The organism is Ensifer sp. (assembly GCF_035999185.1).
Classification (GTDB): domain Bacteria; phylum Pseudomonadota; class Alphaproteobacteria; order Rhizobiales; family Rhizobiaceae; genus Ensifer.
Genome location: NZ_DASYHB010000170.1, coordinates 356,626 through 371,281 on the forward strand (window position 1 = coordinate 356,626; position 14,656 = coordinate 371,281).

A 14,656-nucleotide genomic window follows, 5' to 3' on the forward strand; every position below is an offset into this window, starting at 1 on the left:
TAATGATTTCTAACGACGCAACCCCGTGATTTTGCACCAAAACAACCCAGGCTTTGCGCCGTGGCCGGTGTCGCGCAACGCACAGATGCGCGATTAGAGCGTCGCCATTGCCGACGACCGTCGAAGGTAAGGGCCGATCGCCTCCGCCGGCATCGGCATGCCGAGGAAGTAACCCTGCAGCCGGTCGCATCCCTCTTTTCGAAGCCAGACCGCCTGCCCGATCGTCTCCACCCCTTCTGCGGTCACGCGCATGCCGAGGCCATGTGCGAGCCCGATGATCGATCGCACGATCGTCTGGCTCTTTTCGTCGTTTTCCAGGTCCTTGATGAAGTAGCGGTCGATCTTGATCGTGTCGAAGGGGAAGTTCTTGAGGTAGCTGAGCGACGAATAAAAGGTCCCGAAATCGTCAAGCGAGATCTGGATTCCCAGAACGTTGAGCGTATTCAGCGTATCCAGATTGTTGGTCGTGCGTTCGAGCAGGACCGATTCGGTGACCTCGAGCTCAAGCCGGTCGGCCCTCAGGCCCGCCATGTCGATCGCCTGGGCAATCCGGTCCGTCAGTCCTTCGCGCAGAAACTCTGCGGGCGACAGGTTGACCGCGACGGTGAAATGCGACGGCCAGGTGGCGGCCTGCCGGCAGGCCTCCTCCAGCACCCATTGCCCGATCTCGTTCATCAGGCCGTCGGCCTCGGCCATCGGAATGAAGACATTGGGCGGGATCGTGCCGACGAGCGGGTGATGCCAGCGCACCAGAGCCTCGAAGCCGACAATCGAAAACGGCGGCTCGACGAGGGGCTGATACTCGATCGAAAACTGGTTGTCCTGCAGCGCCGTGCGCAGGCTTCGGCGCAACATTTCGCGTTGCTCCAGCACGATCAGCATGGACCGGCTGAAGGTCTTTGCCCGCCCCCGGCCATCCTTCTTTGCGGCGTAGAGCGCGATGTCCGCCGCCTTCATCAACTGTTCGATCTCGTTGCCGTCGTGCGGAGCAATGGCAATGCCGATGCTGGCGCCGACGAAAACCGAGATGCCGTCAATGGTGAACGGCTCCTGGAACGCCTCGACGAGGGCTTCTGCGAGGTATTCAGCGTCTGCCGGCTGGTCGCTATGGCGCTGGATAACGGCGAATTCGTCGCCGGCCAGGCGATAGGCAACCTCGCCGTCGCGCAGGGCACCACGGATGCGTTCGGCCGCCATCTTCAACACGGCGTCGCCGGCGCCGTGGCCGAGCGTATCGTTGACGGGCTTGAAGTCGTCGAGGTCGATCTGCATCAGCGCGAGCTTCTCACCGGGCGTCGGCAGGATGTTCTGCAGATCGTCGCTGAATTGTCGCCGGTTGGGCAGGCCCGTCAAAACGTCGTGGGTCGCCTGGTGCAGGAGCAGCGCGCGCTCGCTTTCGCCATGGCTGCCGACCTCGCGGCGTGTCGAACGTCCGCTGGTTTCAAGAACGCCGATGCCGCGCATGGCGCGGAAGACGAGAAGCGTGCGCCGTGACTTGGTGGCAGCATCGATGACCTCGACGCTGCGTGGCACGCCGCTTGCGATCACGGTTTCAACCGTTGCCTTGGATGCGGGTGCAAGCAGTTCCGGATAGAGGTGCCACAAGGTCGCATCGACCAGCGTGCCTACTTCGTAGGTTTCCTGCAGCGCGGACGAGGCGCCCGTCAGGTGAAAGGCCTCGTCATAGAACGAGAGAACTTCGTCCGGGTGGGCCGAGACGGAATCATGCACTGAAGCTGAGACAGACAAGGTTGCATCAGTGTCCGGCATGCTTGCCTTTGCCTTTCTGTTATGAACGCTCCCGACGAGAACAACCACTCGTTAAAGCGGCGCTCCGGTTTGGCGCATTCCTCTCCAAAGCTATCGCACAGCTTGTCCGGGTCAATGCTGTCGCCGAGCGTTTGGATCTTACCTGTGGAAACTCCGCTGCCATGCGTGTGCGCGTGGCGTGAGACCCTTTGCCCTACACGGTTGTATATAAGCTCCCTCTTGTATCATTTGCCATCATTGCATGCAATTTGGAGCAGGTTTGATGTGGGCGCAGCCGGCCGATTTGTCCCGTTGTCCCAATAGGGGACAGCTCCCGGGAAGCGGTCTTGGCACCACCAGCGTTTCGGAACGGGAAACAGTTGGACAATGCGACCGTACAATCGGGGCGATTGGTTCCGTTAAGGCATTGTTTAACCATAAGGGAAGATTTCAGGGGATCGGTTCAGGGCCGTTCAGCGCGCTGTAGCCCGACGCATCGTCCGGTGTGCGGTCGCGGATCGGGAGTGATCGGCCGCCGCGTGCGACGGCCGATTCGTATCTTCGCCTAGCGCGTGCTCAAGACGACGTCGGTCTTCTGGAAGGTCCGCACGTCGATCAGGCCCTTGTCCGAGATGCGAAGCTCGGGAATGACGACCAGGGCCAAGAGAGAATGCTGCATATAGGCGTTGTTGAGACGGCAGCCGCAGGCGCGCATCGCCTCGACGATCGCGGCCGCTTTTTCAGCGACCACTTCGGCGCGCTGGTCCGACATCAGGCCGGCCACGGGAAGCTCGACGAGCGCCAGTTCGCGCCCGTCCTTGAAGACGACGATACCGCCTCCGACCTCCTGCAACCGGTTGGCGGCCTTGGCCATATCCGCCTTGCTGGTGCCGACGACGATCATGTGGTGGCTGTCATGCGCGACGGTGCTGGCGATGGCACAATCGCTGTCATAGCCGAAGCCGGAAACGAAGGCATTGACGACATCGCCGGTGCCGCGGTGGCGTTCGACCAGCGCGATCTGGCAGATGTCGTTGGCACGATCCATCTGCACGAGGCCGTTTTCGATTGCGACCTCGGCTTCAAGCGCCCGTGTCGGCGCCTGGTTCTCGACGACGCCGATAACGTTCACGCGCGCCCGCGTCGCGCGCGCATTCGACGGAATGTCGAAGTCACCGCCTGCAAGCACTCGGCCGAGATGGACGGTGTTACGGGCGCTTTCCGGATAGACATAGGCCGGGATGTCGCGCACCAGTGCGCCGCCTTCGGCCATCAGTTCACCGCGGGCAAAGACCATTTCGATCGGAAGGGCTGCAAGATCGGAGGTCACGATCAGGTCGGCTCGGCGGCCGGGCGCGATAGAGCCGATTTCGCGCTCCAGGCCGAAATGCTGGGCGGTGTTGAGCGTCGCCATCTGGATGGCGGTGATCGGCTTCAGCCCTTGCGCGATCGCGTGGCGGACCAACCGGTTCATGTGCCCGTCGTGAACGAGCGTGCCGGAATGGCTGTCGTCGGTGCAAAGCAGGAAGTTGCGCGGGTCAAGGCCGGACTCGGTGATCGCCTTCACTTGCGCCGCCACGTCGAACCAGGCGGAGCCGAGGCGCAGCATGGCGCGCATGCCCTGGCGCACGCGGGCGATGGCGTCTTCGGCGGTCGTTCCCTCATGGTCGTCGGCCGGGCCGCCTGCGGCGTAAGCATGGAACTCGCGGCCGAGATGCGGCGAGGCATAGTGGCCACCGACAGTCAGGCGGGCGTCCTGGGTGGCAGCGATCTCGGCTATCATCTTTGGGTCGTTGCCGGCGACGCCCGGAAAATTCATCATTTCGCCAAGGCCGATGACATTCGGCCAGGAAAGTGCCTCGGCGACGTCGTGCGCCGAAAGCTCTGCACCCGCGGTCTCAAGCCCCGGCGCGCTCGGCACGCAGCTTGGCACCTGGACGAGCACGTTGACCGGCAGGCTCTGGGCCTCCTCGTTCATCAGACGCACGCCATCGAGGCCAAGCACGTTGGCGATCTCGTGTGGGTCGATGAACATGGTGGTGGTTCCGTGCGGGATGACCGCGCGGGCAAATTCGGTGACGGTGACGAGACCGCTTTCAACATGCATGTGCGCGTCGCAGAGACCGGGCACGAGATAGCGGCCGGCCGCATCGACGACCGTGGTGTTCGCGCCGATCGTGTGGCTTGCGTCCGGGCCGACATAGGCGAAGCGCCCGGCTTTGACGGCGATGTCGGTACCCGGGATGATCTCGCCGGAATAGACGTTGACCCATTTGCCGTTGCGGATCACCAGATCGGCCGGCTTGCGGCCCATGGCGACGTCGACCAGTTCGGGACCGGTTCTCGACCAGGATTGAAGCATGATTGTTTCCTTCGAATGGGGCAGCGTCGACGCCCTCCGTCACACGTGATGAAAGGAGGGCGCCGATAGGCTTACTGGGTCTGGGCGACGAGCGCTGCGGCAAGCAGGGCGACGAACCACATGACCGGTCTTACATCGCCGGCCCGACCGCAGACCAGCTTGATCAGCACATAGGCGATGATTGAAAGCGACAGGCCGAGCGTGATCGAGAAGGTGAGCGGGATCAAGACGATCGCCAGGAACGCCGGGATCGCCTCGTCGAGCGCGCTCCAGCGGATGTTGCTGATAGGCTCGGACATGAAGAGACCGGTGAGGATGAGCACGGGTGCGGTTGCAACCGCCGGCACCAGCGACAGCAGTGGCGACAGGAACAGGAAGGGCAGGAACAGCACGCCGGCGACGAGCGCGACGAGGCCGGTGCGTCCGCCCTGTTGAATGCCGGCGCCGGATTCGAGATAGACGGTCGCCGGGCTGGTGCCGAGCGGGGCCGAGATCAACGCCGCGATGGCATCGACATGCATGGACTCGCGGATGTTGCGCGGCATGCCGGTCTCGTCCTTGAGGTCGGCGGCTTCCGCGAGACCAAGGAACGTCGAGAGTGCCTCGATGAAGTTGGTGAACAGGAAGACGAAGATGAACGGAAGGTAGATCAGGTTCAGTGCGCCGATGAGATCGATCTGGCCGACGAAGCTGAAATCCGGTGCAGCGGAGAAGCCGCTCCAGTTGACGAGGGTGTGGACATCCGGCGTCTCCGGCGAGAATGCGCTGCCGTCGCCCCACCAGCGGCCGATCGGGATCGCAAGGATCGTCGTCAGGATCATGCCGGCCATCATCGCGCCGGGCACGCGCCGCACCACGAGAGCGACCGTCAGGATGAAGCCGGCGATGAAGGTCAGCGTCACCGGGTTGAACTGCGTCAGCCCGACGATCGTATCAGGATTGGCGACGATGAACTTGGCGTTTTCCAGGCCGATCAAGGCGATGAAGAGGCCGATGCCACAGGCGATGCCGTAGCGCAGATCGACCGGGATCGCCTCGATGATCGTCTGGCGCAGGTTGAAGAAGGCCATGACGGTGAAGAGCACGCCGGCCCAGAAGACGCAGCCGAGCGCGACTTCGAGCGGCACCTTGGCGCCGACCACCATCGTGTAGGCAAAGAGGGCGTTGATGCCCATGCCGGGCGCCACTAGGATGGGGCTGCGCGCATAAAGCCCCATGGCGCAGCTGCCGATGAAGCTGACGAGCACGGTTGCCGTCACGCCTGCCGAGAACGGAATGCCGGCATGCGAAAGGATCGATGGGTTGACGACGATGACATAGGAGGCGGCGAGAAAGGTCGTGAGACCCGCGAGGACCTCGGTGCGAACGGTCGAGCCGAAGCGCGAGATCTGGAAGTAGCGGTCGAGAAGCGCGTGAAGCCAGGATCCCCCTGGGCCTGGTGCCGCCTTCACGGTCTTGTCCTGTATGTTCATTTTGTTCCCCTTTTTTTGAAACGGCAGAGGGGGCCGGCATGACCGGCCCCCTCTCAATCATTATTCCGCGGCTTCGGCGCGCTCGTCCCCGCTTGCGGGCGAAAACGGCGAAATCACCTTCAAGCCCACGCAATCGACGACGCCGAGATCGGTGATCGCATATTCCGGGATCGCCGTGATCTGCAACACGAACATGTACATGAACGGCCAGGGCAGCGGGCAACCGAGCGCGCGGGCCGCATCGTCGAGCTCGTCTTCCAGCGCCGCCATCTCGGCCGGCTCGATGTCGGAGACGATGCCGCCGATCGGCAGATGCAGGAAGGCTTCGACCTTGCCGTTCCTAACCACGACCTGGCCGCCATTGTTGGCGATCAGGTGGTTGATCGCGATGCGCATGTCCTCGAGATCGGCGCCGATGCAGATGATGTTGTTGTCGTCAGGGGCAGTCGAGCTGGCGATCGCCCCTTCCTTGAGCCCGAAGCCGGAGGTGAAGGCGACCGGGCGGTTGCTTGTCTTGCCGTAGCGCTCGACGACGGTGACGTACTGCACGTCCTTTGCCGGATCGGCAAAAACCTGACCGTCCTTGGCGGCAAGGGTCACGTCGCGGCGGGTGCGCACGAAGATCTTCTCCGGTGTGACGGCGATCGCCATGGCCTGGGCCGTGTCGCCGGCGCCGTCATAGGCGACCTTCAGGTCGCCAGGCTGGAGCGGTTTTACCTTGACCGAGTTGAGGAGGGCGACGCTGCGCTCGGGCGGTGTCAGCTCGATAGCCATCTTGCCGTCGCGAGCGACCACTTCACCCTTGGCGACGACCGTTTCGATGTTGAAATTCCTGAGGTCGTCGACGAGCAGGATGTCGGCGGCGCGGCCCGGCGAGATCGAGCCGACCTTGTCGTCGATGCGCAGCGCATCGGCACCGTTGATCGTCGCCATCTGGATGGCTGCCATCGGCGAAATGCCCATGGCGATTGCCATGCGAACCATGTTGTCGAGATGCCCGCGCTTCAGGATATCGCTTGCCACCACGTCGTCGGTGCAGAAGCTGATGCGGCGCAGTGCCTTGACGCCCATTTCCGTGACGATGCGCAGGTTGTCGGCAAGGAAGTGCGAGATCGAGGATTCGCGCACCACGACATGCATGCCGGCGCGCAGCTTTTCGAGCATTTCTTCCGGCGTGTAGCTTTCATGATCGGCGCGCACGCCCGACTGCTGGTAACCGTTGAGCCGCGCGCCGCGCGTCATCGGGCAGCAGCCAAGCACGGGCAGCCGGCTCTTTTCGGCAAGCTCGAGCGCCGCCAGCACGTCGGGGTCCTCTTCCTGGATGAACTCGCGCACCGTCTCCCAGATGCCGACGCATTCCGGCCAGTGGTGCGTCGCCTGGTGGTCGGCCGGGCTGAAATAGTGGCCGACGGTCGAGCGCGGCATGGTGTAGGGCGTCTTGCAGGGCGCGCCCCAGAAGACCTTCAGCGGGGTCTGCTTGGCCTCGTCGAGGAACTCGCGGGCCGCAGCCGGTCCGCCGACGACGATGATCTGGTCGAGGCCGGTGACGATCGAGGTCGTGCCGAGCGGAACAACGGCCTTGGCAAAGCTCGTCAGCGACATCTTCGAGCATTCGACATGCAGGTGCCCGTCGATCATGCCGGGTGCGAGGTACTTGCCGGTCGCATCGACGATCTTGGTCTGAGGGCCGATGTAGTCGGCGATATCACCGACAGCGATGATGCGCTCACCGTAGATGGCGACGTCCGCCTGGTAGATCTCTTCCGACACGACATTGACGAGGCGGCCGCCACGGATTGCCAGCGTTGCCTTGCCGCCGGTGCCCGATGCGGCGCGAATGAATTCTCTGATATCGCTCACTGGAACCTCTTCTCCCTTAGCTCCAGCGAATATTCCCAATTCTGAGCTGTTTGCACAATGGGCCGAAATAGGCTATTTCCTGAACATATCGTACAAGATTCTGGACGAAATATGGACCTTTCGCTTATCGACTGCTTCGTCAAAGTTGCCGATTCCCGTTCGATTTCAGCCGCTTCGCGCCGGCATCGACTGCCGAAGTCGACGCTCAGCCACAAGATCCGTCAATTGGAGGACGAGTTCGGGATCGAGCTCTTCGTGCGCGAGGGACATCAGCTGCACGTGACGGATGCCGGCGCTGAATTCCTGCGCTACGCCCGGCTCATCCAGTCGAACTGCGAGGATGCGGCAACCGCAATGGCGGAGATGCGCCAGGAGGTAGCGGGCACGCTGAGGGTCGGATCGACAGGCGAGTTCGGCACGACGATCACGTCGGAACTGCTCTACGCCTTTCGCCAGCAATACCCGCAGGTCAATCTCGACGTCGTTTTCCTCACTTCGCGCCAGCCGTTCTCCGACGTCACCGAGCAGGCGCTCGATGGCATTTTTCATTGGGGTGAGCCGTCCGATGTCGACTATATCAGTCGTCGGCTCTCGGTCTCGTCCTATGGCCTGTTCGCGAGCCCACAGTATATCGCCCGCCACGGCGCGCCGCAGAACCCGGACGAACTTGCCGGCCACCGCGGCCTCGTCTTCCGCCAGCCGACGCGGCTTCAGTCCTGGTATCTGACGCAGGCCGGCGAGCACGAGGTCGACCTGTTGCCAACGTCAACCTGCACGACCAACGACTACTGGACGATCAAGTACTTCGCGGTCGCCGGTGAAGGCATCGCCTATCTGCCGGATTTCTTTGTCGAAACAGAGCGGCAGGCGGGCCTGCTCGAGCCGGTGCTTGCCGATTGGCGGTCGCCGCAGACGGCGATCAACCTCATCTATTCGCGCCGCCGGCACGTGTCGAAACGCTTCAAGGCCTTCGTCGATTTCTGCATCGACTTCTATCGCGATCGAGACCGGGTGAAGATCCCGCGCTACTACGTCGAGCGGGTCAGCCTGTAGCCAGTGTCGGTAGCACTGCGGCACCATCGACATTGCCGCCGCAGAGCAGGACGACGTTGGTCTGACCGGCACATTTTTCGGCAATCTGGCGCAAGCCGGCGAGCGCGAGCGCGGCAGCGCCTTCGACCAGCACATGTTCATCCAGAAGCAGGTCGCGCATCGCCGTTTCGATTTCCGCTTCGGTGCAGGTCACGACCTCATCGATCACGGCCATCGCCAGCCCGAGCGTCAAGCTATCCTCATCGAGACCGCCTGCGACCGCTTCGGCGAGTGTGTCGAGGTGCTCGGTTTCGACGACGCTGCCCGCCTTCATCGAGGCCGCAAGTGCGGCGGAATTGGCGGCGGAAACGCCGATGATGCGGGTGTGCGGGCTGAAGCGCTTCAGCACCGAGCCGATGCCGCTGATCAGCCCGCCGCCGCCCATGGCGACGAAGACATTGTCGATGCGCGCAGCCTGTTCCAGCAGTTCGAGCGCGATCGTGCCCTGTCCGGCGATAATATCAGGGTCGTTGTAGGGCGAGACGTAGACGAGCTTTTCCGCCGCAGCCAGTCGTTGCGCATGCTGTTCGGCAAGCCCTGCTTCCGCGCCGTGGAGAATGACGTCGACACCGTAGGAGCGGATGCGCTCGAGCTTCGCCGCCTTGACGATCTCGGGCAACACCACGGTCAGCGTCTGGCCGATCGCGCTTGCGGCGTGGGCAGCGCCGATGCCGTGATTGCCGGAGGATGCGGTGATGACCCGCTGATGCTTCGGCAGCGACGTCATCTTGCTCGCGGCGCCCCGGATTTTGAAGGAGCCGGTCAGTTGCAGGTTTTCGGCCTTGAACAGAACGGTCGAAGATGTCTGGCGTCCGATCCCGCGCGATGGGATCAGCGGCGTCTCGTAGATGAAAGGACGGATGCGCTGGCGCGCCCGGATGGAGCTCGCGGCAGTTTCGAGGACATTATGGTGGTTCATGGTTTAGTTCCTTCCTCGCGTCAAAGCAGGTCCAGCGCCTCTAGCGCGGTCCGGGCGATGGCGATGTCCTGGGTGGCGATCCCCGTGAGGTCGGCGATCGTAATGTCGCGATCCGAGCGTCGGCCCATGGCCCCGCCGGAAAGGACGGCGCCGAGGGCAATGCAACGGCCTTCGTCGATAAGGTCTGCTCGCGCTGCGGCGGAAAACTCTCCGTGGTCGAGGCACTGCTCCGGGTGATCGACGACAAGCCGGTCGGCGCGCCCAACAAGGGCAACGTCGAGCTCCTGCTTGCCTGGCGCATCTGCACCCATGGCGGTGATGTGCGTGCCAGGCGCGATCCAGTCCGAGCGGATCAACGCCTCCTTGGAGGGTGTTGTCGTCACGATTGCATCGGATTGGCGGCACAGCATTTCGAGATCGGTCGTTGCCTCGATGGAAAGATCAAAGTCCGCGAGATCGGCAAGCACGGCAGCCGTCTTTTCCGGCGAGCGGCCCCAGACGGCGAAGTGCAAAACTCGATCCGAGAGTGTGGCGAGCGCCCGGACCTGCATACGGGCCTGCGTGCCGCTACCGACGATGCCGACCCGCCTGGCGTCGCTGCGCCACAGAGCCATGGTGGCCACCGCACCACCGATGCCGGTGCGCAGGTCGGTCAGCGATCCCTTGTCATCAAGCACTGCGACCACATCTCCGGTCTCCGCCGAGACGGCGACCATCATGCCGTTGCTGGACGGCAATCCCTTGGCCGGGTTGTCATAGAAGCCGGAGGCGATCTTGACGACGAAGATCTGATCGCCGTCGATGTAGCCGTACTTGATGTGGCAATCGGCATTGCGACCGGCAAGCGGAAGGTAGCCGACCGGCGGCAGGTTGGCGCGACCGTCGGTCACCGCGATATAGGCATCGCGGATGGCCGGTGCGGCAAGCGCCAGCAGGGGGAGGGACGCAAGTTTTTCGCGGTCGATGACGATCATTTCTCGCCTCCCTCGCTCAGATATTTGTAAACGGTCGCCCGGCCCATGCCGAGGATGCGGGAGATGTAGGAGGCGGCATTCTTGCCGCCGAAGGCACCGTTTGCGGACAGGGCGATCACCAGCGCCTGCTTGTCGGTCCGGCTCATGGTCGAGATCGTCAGCCCGCGCGCCGTCGTCCATTGCTGGACATATTCGTTGACGCGTTCGTGCCAGTCTTCCTTGAACAGGCTTTCGGGCTTGTCGGCGCTTGCGGGAACGCGAACGAGTGCGTTGAGCGTCCTGAGCGCGGCATGAAAGTCCGAAACGTCGGCATTGATGCAAAGCACGCCGATCGCCTTGCCGGCGGTGTCGCGCAGCACGGCGCTGATCGCCTTGATCGAGCGGCCGTCCCAGTTGACCTTGTCATAGGGACCGATGACCCCCTCCGCTTCCTTAAAACCGATTTCGCTCAGCAGCGAAGGCTCGCCGATCTCACGCTTGGAGAAGTTCCCGGCGATATGGACGACGGTTTCGCTGCTGAGGTCGTGCAGCACGACTTCGGCATAGGGCTGGAACAGCAGGGCGATGGCGTCGCAGACCAGCGTGTGCGGGCGGAGTTCGGGGTTCACGGTTTTCCCTCGTTGATTGCCGCCTTAAATCACAAGAAGACTAAATTGTCCATAACAGACTTTTTGTCTAGCTGACGTAGAAACGGCAACAGCGGCGTGCGATGTTTTCGCACGCCGCTGCAGAAGCTGCCGTTAGGGAGGATCAAGCTAGCTTGTGACAGGTTTCGCCGTCTTTGTGCGCTTCCAGCCAAGGACCAGCGGCATCAGTGCCATAGCGCCAGCAAGGATCCACAGGATGATCGAGATCTTGCTCTGGAACAGGATCGAGATGTCGCCGCCACTGATCGCCAGCGCATTGCGCAGGTTCACTTCCATGACATGGCCAAGCACGAAGCCGAGGATGATCGGCGCCATGTCGAAGCCGGCCTTTCGAAGCAGCCAGCCGATCAGGCCGATCGCGAGCATCAGCAGGATCGAGAACACCGAGGCGTGGGTCGAATAGACCCCGACGATCGAAAGCACGAGGATGCCGGGTACGAGCAGCCAGTTCGGCACCGTCAGCACCCGGGCGAAGATGTTGACGAGCGGAAGATTGAGAAGCAGCAGCAGGAAATTGCCGACGAACAGCGAGGCGACGAGGCCGCCGACGACTTCCGGCCGCTCGGTGATCAGCATCGGGCCTGGCTGGATGTTGTAGAGCATCAGCGCGCCGAGCATGACGGCGGTCGTGCCCGAGCCCGGCACGCCGAGCGTCAGCATCGGCACGAAGGCGCCGCAGGCGGTGGCGTTGTTGGCCGCCTCCGGTGCCGCAAGCCCGCGCACGTCGCCCTTGCCGAAGGTGCCCTCGGTGTCGGAGATGCGCTTTTCCGTGGTGTAAGACACGGCGCTCGACACGGACGCACCGGTGCCGGGCAGCACGCCGACGATGAAGCCGATGACCGAACCACGCAGCGTCGCGCCGATCGACTTGCGGATATCGTCGAGACGGGCGGTCATGCGGCCGAGATTGCGGATGACGGTGACACCGCTTGCCTGGTGCTCGAGGATCAGCAGCGCTTCGGAGACCGAGAACAGGCCGATGACGAGGACGACGAATTCGATGCCGTCGCCGAGTTCCGGCTCGTTGAAGGTGAAGCGATAAGCACCCGACGTCGCGTCGAGGCCAACGGTCGCAAGCATCAGGCCGAGGGTACAGCCGATCAGCGTCTTCACCGGCTGGCTGCCGACCATGGACCCGAGCGTGGCGAAGGCAAAGACCATGAGCACGAAATACTCCGCCGGCCCGAAACCGATGGCGAGACCGGCAAGCAGCGGCGCAAACAGCGCAAGGCCGACCGCGCCCAGCACGCCGCCGACGAAGGACGACAGGCCGGAGAGCATCAGCGCCTCGCCGGCGCGGCCCTGCCTTGCCATTGGGTTGCCGTCGAGCGCGGTCATCACGGCGCCGGCGTCACCCGGTACGTTGAGGAGGATCGACGAAATGCGGCCGCCATACTCCGCGCCGCAATAGACAGCCGCGAGCAGGATCATCGTGCTTTCGGCCGGCAGGCCCATCGTATAGGCGATCGGCAGAAGCAGGGCGATGCCGTTGATCGGGCCGATAGCTGGCAGGGCGCCGACCAGGGTGCCGATGAAGCAGCCCGCAAGGCCGATCAGGAGGTTCTGCATCGTCAGCGCGACGGTAAAGCCGTTCCAGAGATAATCGAGGTTCATGAGGTTCACTCCATTCCCGGCGGTCAGCCGAACAGCTGGCCGAGGGGCAGATAGACGTCGAGCAGGTAGGCAAAAACGAACCACCACAGGGCCGCCTGTCCGGCCGCACCGACAAGGGCGAGGCGCAGTGGCGCGCCGAAGATCCAGCCGACGCCGAGGGTTAAAAGGAAGATCGAGGCGACGAAGCCGGCCGGCTCCAGCAGCAAGGCCGATGCGAGAAGCAGCAGCGGTACAGCGACAATCTTTGCCAACAGCGGCCCTTTGGGAAAGGCCTCGGTGGTGCCGGGTCTGCGCAGATGGAAAAGGCAGAGCACGGCAAGGATGACGGCCAGCAGCACCGGAACGACGCGCGGCCCGAGTGGATCCGAGGCAAAAGCATATTCGATCCGGCTGCCGCCGATGCCGTAGGCAATCGCGAGCGCGAGCATCACGAGCCCGCCGATCCGGCCGATGCGGCTGGAGGAGGTGGTGGTTTCTGACATGGTTCTTTTCCCGATGTTCGCGCCGCCGCGGGGAACGGCTTTTCAAAGCGGCCGAATAAGGCGACCGGCAGCGAGAGCCAAAAATGGTGGCAAGCCTGCGGAGCGGGGAACGTCCCGCTCCGCACCGGCTCTTACATGCCGGCTTCCTTGGCGATGATCTTGAAGCGCGCCACGTCAGCCTTGACCTGCTGGTCGAAGGCGTCGCCGACCTGGGTGTACTCGTATAGGCCGCGCGCCTCCCGTTCCTTCACGAATTCCGGGGTTGCGACGAGCTTGGTGAAGGCATCGGCCCACCATTTGTAATCGGCGTCGGAAACCTCCTTGCCGACGTAGTAGCCACGCCAGACCGGCCACTCGATGTCGACGCCCTGTTCCTTGGCGGTCGGCACTTCGGAAAGTTCCCCCGGCAGGCGATCGGGCGCCATGACCGCGAGCACGCGGACCTTGCCGGCCGCATGGTGCTTGGACATTTCGGCTGCATCGCCGGCGCCGACCTTGACGTGACCGCCTTCGAGCGCCGTCAGCACGGCGCCGCCGCCTTCAAGCGCGACATAGCGCATCTGTTTCGGCTCCTGGCCGGCGGCCTTTGCGAGCAGCGAGCCCTTCATCCAGTCCTGCGAGCCGACGGCGCCGCCGCCGGCGACCGAGAACTCGGTCGGGCTTGCCTTGTAGGCGGCGATCAGTTCGCCAAGGGTCTTGTAGGGGGAGTCGGCCGCAACGACGAGAACACCGTAATCGGCGCCGAGTGCGCCGAGCCAACGCACGGCGGTCTCGTCGTACTGGCCGAACTTGCCCTGGGCGATCAGAAGTGCGGAGCCGGACGACGCCGCCGTGATCAGGTTGCCGTCTGCACCGCGCTTGCCAACGACGTGGTTATAGGCAACAGCGCCGACGCCGCCCTCCATGTAGGTGACGGCCATCGGCTTGGAAATGAGCTTGGCTTCGAGCAGCGCATTGGCTGCAAGCCGGCAGGTCAGGTCGAACCCACCGCCGGGCTTGGCACCGGCGAGGCACTCGGGCTTCGACGGTTCTGCCGCTGCGGGCCAGGCGACGGCGGCCAGGCAGCTTGCGGCAAGGGTCTTAAGGGTGGTCTTGGTCATGGTCTCTCTCCCATCGTCCATGAGTGTGTCTCTTGTCGGCAGTCATGCTGCCTCTCCTCACCGAGACATCCAGGATCGTGGGGGACGTCGCGAGACATTGACGGACCGCTTGGGCGGCCGCCTTGAAATGCCTTGGCGATGATGGTCCTCCAGACCCTGGCCGCATCTCCCGTTGTCGCGGTCAGGTTGCCCTCTTTCCTCCCTGAACCTGTCACCATGCTGTCACGGTTTCCGTCAGATCCGCCGGGTTGATCGGCGAAATCTTCCATGTCACTGCTTGCCCATGCGCATCTTTCTGGTGGAGGACACGAGGGATGTCGGGGAGGCAATCAGCCGGCGACTGGAAAAGGTCGGGCACACCGTCGATTGGCAAACGGACGGGCAA

At 63.4% G+C, this 14,656-nt stretch carries 11 protein-coding genes; 1 reads left to right on the plus strand and 10 read right to left on the minus strand.

Annotation, left to right across the window (positions count from 1 at the left end):
• Nucleotides 1-93 precede the first annotated feature (93 nt).
• The 4 genes from VGO04_RS23005 to VGO04_RS23020 all read right to left on the minus strand — a co-directional run bounded on the left by VGO04_RS23005 (nucleotide 94) and on the right by VGO04_RS23020 (nucleotide 7,443).
• Nucleotides 94-1,770 carry a putative bifunctional diguanylate cyclase/phosphodiesterase gene (locus tag VGO04_RS23005; protein ID WP_327498269.1) on the minus strand — a complete coding sequence of 559 codons (1,677 nt, stop codon included), beginning with the start codon at nucleotides 1,768-1,770 and terminating at the stop codon, nucleotides 94-96.
• A gap of 544 nt (nucleotides 1,771-2,314) precedes the next feature.
• Nucleotides 2,315-4,111, minus strand: a complete 1,797-nt coding sequence (gene ade / locus VGO04_RS23010) for an adenine deaminase (RefSeq protein WP_327498270.1) — start codon at nucleotides 4,109-4,111, stop codon at nucleotides 2,315-2,317.
• 71 nt (nucleotides 4,112-4,182) lie between these two features.
• The gene (locus VGO04_RS23015; protein WP_327498271.1) at nucleotides 4,183-5,583 is read right to left on the minus strand and encodes an NCS2 family permease; all 1,401 of its coding nucleotides are present in this window, start codon (nucleotides 5,581-5,583) and stop codon (nucleotides 4,183-4,185) included.
• A 60-nt stretch (nucleotides 5,584-5,643) separates the two neighbouring features.
• The gene (locus VGO04_RS23020; RefSeq protein ID WP_327498272.1) at nucleotides 5,644-7,443 is read right to left on the minus strand and encodes an adenine deaminase; all 1,800 of its coding nucleotides are present in this window, start codon (nucleotides 7,441-7,443) and stop codon (nucleotides 5,644-5,646) included.
• Nucleotides 7,444-7,554: 111 nt separating this feature from the next.
• Here VGO04_RS23020 and VGO04_RS23025 point away from each other — a divergent pair, with 111 nt between their 5' ends.
• Nucleotides 7,555-8,496 (plus strand): LysR family transcriptional regulator, encoded by a 942-nt coding sequence (locus tag VGO04_RS23025; protein WP_327498273.1) that lies wholly within the window; start codon nucleotides 7,555-7,557, stop codon nucleotides 8,494-8,496.
• On the opposite strand, the gene VGO04_RS23030 is transcribed toward VGO04_RS23025, so the two are convergent.
• From VGO04_RS23030 to VGO04_RS23055, 6 genes are all read right to left on the minus strand, one after another.
• Nucleotides 8,486-9,454 carry a pyridoxal-phosphate dependent enzyme gene (locus VGO04_RS23030; RefSeq protein WP_327498274.1) on the minus strand — a complete coding sequence of 323 codons (969 nt, stop codon included), beginning with the start codon at nucleotides 9,452-9,454 and terminating at the stop codon, nucleotides 8,486-8,488. The genes VGO04_RS23025 and VGO04_RS23030 overlap by 11 nt on opposite strands.
• A gap of 20 nt (nucleotides 9,455-9,474) precedes the next feature.
• The gene (locus VGO04_RS23035) at nucleotides 9,475-10,428 is read right to left on the minus strand and encodes an ornithine cyclodeaminase family protein (RefSeq protein ID WP_327498275.1); all 954 of its coding nucleotides are present in this window, start codon (nucleotides 10,426-10,428) and stop codon (nucleotides 9,475-9,477) included.
• Nucleotides 10,425-11,036 (minus strand): helix-turn-helix transcriptional regulator, encoded by a 612-nt coding sequence (locus VGO04_RS23040; RefSeq protein WP_327498276.1) that lies wholly within the window; start codon nucleotides 11,034-11,036, stop codon nucleotides 10,425-10,427. Before VGO04_RS23040 ends, VGO04_RS23035 begins: the two co-directional genes overlap by 4 nt.
• A 147-nt stretch (nucleotides 11,037-11,183) precedes the next feature.
• Nucleotides 11,184-12,689 (minus strand): tripartite tricarboxylate transporter permease, encoded by a 1,506-nt coding sequence (locus tag VGO04_RS23045; protein ID WP_327498277.1) that lies wholly within the window; start codon nucleotides 12,687-12,689, stop codon nucleotides 11,184-11,186.
• Between the two features lie 23 nt (nucleotides 12,690-12,712).
• Nucleotides 12,713-13,171, minus strand: coding sequence for a tripartite tricarboxylate transporter TctB family protein (locus tag VGO04_RS23050; protein ID WP_327498278.1), 459 nt, complete (start codon nucleotides 13,169-13,171; stop codon nucleotides 12,713-12,715).
• A gap of 131 nt (nucleotides 13,172-13,302) precedes the next feature.
• Nucleotides 13,303-14,271 carry a Bug family tripartite tricarboxylate transporter substrate binding protein gene (locus VGO04_RS23055; RefSeq protein ID WP_327498279.1) on the minus strand — a complete coding sequence of 323 codons (969 nt, stop codon included), beginning with the start codon at nucleotides 14,269-14,271 and terminating at the stop codon, nucleotides 13,303-13,305.
• Nucleotides 14,272-14,656: the final 385 nt, after the last annotated feature.